This window comes from Acidiplasma aeolicum, assembly GCF_001402945.1.
GTDB lineage: Archaea > Thermoplasmatota > Thermoplasmata > Thermoplasmatales > Thermoplasmataceae > Acidiplasma > Acidiplasma aeolicum.
On sequence record NZ_LKBG01000059.1, the window covers coordinates 1 to 3362 of the forward strand.

Genomic DNA, 3362 nt, shown 5'->3' on the forward strand with positions numbered 1-3362 from the left:
TGTCTGTTCTATTAATTTCTCTATATCCGATATGTTTATATTGCCATATTCCATATTTTATTACCTCCTGCTTTCAAAAGAGGTATTTCTCCCTGTTATTTAATGATCATTTCATTATTAACAGGGGGATTTATATTTACACAAAATATGGGACACAACCTATATAGAAACATAATATATTTTAAATTGCATAATTATTCAACAAATTTAATATAAGTTGATATAGATGTATTTAAATGTAATTTTTCCATAGAAAAATTAATTTAACTTATAAAATTTAGGTAATATATTAAAAATTAAGTATTGCAAATTGACAACTTATTTGTTTTTCAAATACTTATAGTATAAGTTAACTGTTTCTTTTGTTGTACTTGATAAAGAAAGACCCTCTTCTGCTATTAATTTCTTTCCGTTATTTATGAATTTTTCTAGTTCTTGCTTATTATTTAAGACGCTTAAAAGCTTATCAAAAATGCTTACAAATTTAAATGGATCATATACTATACCAGCATTGAATCTTGTTATCAATTCTGCTATTCCTGCATATTTTGAAACTATGACAGGTGTTCCACAGCTTAATGCTTCTAAAACAACCCTTCCAAAACCCTCTGCTTTGTTTATTGATGGAAGAATAAGAAAATCAGTATAACAAATCTCTTTTATCATTTCTTCAACAGTTAAGTTGCCTAGGAAGCCAATATTATTCAGATTGTATAATTTGCATTCTTTCTCATACTGTTCTCTAAGGTTGCCATCCCCAATTATGCTAACTAGCAATTTAACTGGTAATTTAAGGTCATTTATCCCCTTTATTCCCATAATCAGTTCATGAATTCCTTTATATTTATGAGATTCATCCAATCGTGCAATACATAAGAGCTTAATAGAATTTTCATTTACGCTATGTTTGTATACACATTTATATTTTTCAGTGTCTATTCCAGTAAACTCAATTAAACTTAACTTTTCTTCTGGAATGCCTTTACTTTTGAATTTCTTTTCATCCATTTTAGACTAGACCATAATTGAGTCAACACTTCTAAACGTTGATAAAAGCTGTAATTCATCTATTATTTTTCCAAGAGTAACTACATGATCAGGATGATATGTAATTATTATTGGTATATGTAGAATCTTTAAAAATGGTATAATAATATTTTCTCCACCAGTTTGATAATTTATATGAAATATATCCGGATTATATATTTTTATAATATGCAATACTTCAATAAAGTTTATATTAAGTTTATATTTATTCTTTTAATCGAAAAAGGTTTATGAAGTCTGAATACCTTGAATTGAAATGTATCTTTTACCATAGATTTTTTTGCTGTTATAACTCCAACTTTATGGCCTTCTTTAGTTAATTCATTAGCTAAATCTATGGCATAATTTTCACTTCCACCTATAGATGGATAAAAATGGTCTGAATATATTAAGATTCTAAGATTTTTCTTCTCCAATTAATTTTCACCTCTTAATTAGTCTAGAATTGATTTAATATTATCATTAACCAATATTATTTTGTTTTCTATCTCGATAATATCATTTTTTTTATTAGAATTTAAATTTGACATTAAAACTGTACTCAAGTCTTCTGGTTTTATCAGCTTAACTGTAGGATTGCCTGACGCCTGTTCTCTATATTCTGGAAAATCAAAGGCGATGATAGGCACTTCAAAAAACATGCCCTGTTCAAGAACCCCTGAATGACCACCTGGAACATTATATGGGAGTAAAATGAGATCCGCTTTTAGGAATATATTTATAAGGTCTTTTTCTTGTACATATCCCAAATACTCATAAATTATATTAGAATATAAATCAAGTAGGTTTTTAAATTTTGATTCGTAATCCGGAAAATGGCTATTCACACCACCAGAAATGATGAGTCTAAATTTAGCTCCTTTATTCTTTAATTTTGATAAATTGGATAAAGCTAATTCAATATTCTTCTGTGGTCCCCAGTAACCATGTAGAAGTATCGTTAGTGTTTCAGATTTATTAATTTCTAAAAATTTCTTTTCTATTAAATTATTCATGTAAATGGTGGTTATAGCTTCAAGGTAATGTGCATTTAATACATGTACCTTGTTTTCTCCAATGGCTTTGTCTATTCTTTCTTTGTATAAATTTAGGAGTACATAAGTTGGAATGTTTTTAAATATAATTTTTTCAACTCCTCTAAGGATATTTGATCTAATCCTATTATAAAAAGAATTGTAGCCTAACATTTTAAAATCATTAGTAAATACAGAGTTATGATATATTATTTTAATGTTGCGTATCCTTAATAATTTGGTTAGGAACAATGGTATTATGAGTGCTGTAGCGTTTGCTATTGATGTATTACCAAAGCCAGTAGGCAACATATTAAAAATTACAACATCATAATTGTTCCATTGAACACGCAATAGCCTTATAATAGATAGGGGATGATCATACCGGTAGAAACTAATAATATTTACGTTTTTTGGTATTTGAAATTCTTCTGTAACTTTATTGATTTTTGGACAGTATACATCTATTGAAGCTACATTTTCCATTCGAGATAAAATTATAACTAGTGGAGTGCCTGAAGTCTGCAATGATGTACCATGATTAATGAAATCCCCAATATAAGCAATTTTCACATTTCCGTATTCAAAGAAATAATTTAAAAGTATCTACAAAATCTTGAACAAAAATTTTTCTACGCATCCTCACACATAGTATAATAAACTTATTTATACAAACATTAGATTACCTTTCATGTCAATCAGGAATAGGGAAATTTTAGTTACAGGCGGTGCAGGATTTATTGGAAGAAAAATTATAGAATTATTAAACAAAAAGGGCATTATCCAGTATCATATGACATAGCAAAAAAAGATACTAATGCAAATAACCATATAATTGGAAATATATCTTATTATGATAAATTACATAGTTCCATGAAAGGTATTGATTATTTTTTTAATCTGTCTGCAGTTATATCCACACCAGAATTCGAGGATATAAATCCAATGGCTATGAAATTAATATAATGAGAACATACAATAACTTAAGGCATCATATAACAATAATGTTAAGAAAGTTATACTGCATAATACTCGGCAGTATACGGTAACATAAATGTGCCTGTTAAAGAAGATATGGTAACAGATGCATATCCAAATTTATATGCAGTCACAAAGTATACAAATGAAATAACTGCAAGGTCATTTTCTCTTTTAAGGCATCTGGATTCAGTTTATTTGAAGTATTTTAATACATATGGTCTGGGAGAGAACAGCAAGGGAGTAATGTTTGGATAGTGATTCTTAAACAAAAATTTTTCCATGTCATAAGACATTTATCATCGACCTCTTATAATAATTAAT

The 3362-nt window shown here is 27.8% G+C and carries 5 protein-coding genes; 2 read left to right on the forward strand and 3 right to left on the reverse strand.

The window, feature by feature from the left end:
- Positions 1-318 precede the first annotated feature (318 nt).
- From AOG54_RS02060 to AOG54_RS02075, 3 genes are all read right to left on the reverse strand, one after another.
- A complete protein-coding gene (locus AOG54_RS02060; protein WP_055032340.1) occupies positions 319-1008 on the reverse strand; it encodes a glycosyltransferase family 4 protein in 690 nt (229 codons plus the stop codon).
- Between the two features lie 227 nt (positions 1009-1235).
- A complete protein-coding gene (locus AOG54_RS02070) occupies positions 1236-1463 on the reverse strand; it encodes a hypothetical protein (RefSeq protein WP_055032341.1) in 228 nt (75 codons plus the stop codon).
- Positions 1464-1481: 18 nt separating this feature from the next.
- A complete protein-coding gene (locus tag AOG54_RS02075) occupies positions 1482-2633 on the reverse strand; it encodes a glycosyltransferase (protein ID WP_055032342.1) in 1152 nt (383 codons plus the stop codon).
- Positions 2634-2751: 118 nt separating this feature from the next.
- Here AOG54_RS02075 and AOG54_RS09660 point away from each other — a divergent pair, with 118 nt between their 5' ends.
- Positions 2752-2862 (forward strand): NAD-dependent epimerase/dehydratase family protein, encoded by a 111-nt coding sequence (locus AOG54_RS09660; protein WP_156318720.1) that lies wholly within the window; start codon positions 2752-2754, stop codon positions 2860-2862.
- Positions 2863-3116: 254 nt separating this feature from the next.
- Positions 3117-3296 carry a hypothetical protein gene (locus AOG54_RS02080; RefSeq protein WP_054964248.1) on the forward strand — a complete coding sequence of 60 codons (180 nt, stop codon included), beginning with the start codon at positions 3117-3119 and terminating at the stop codon, positions 3294-3296.
- Positions 3297-3362 lie beyond the last annotated feature (66 nt).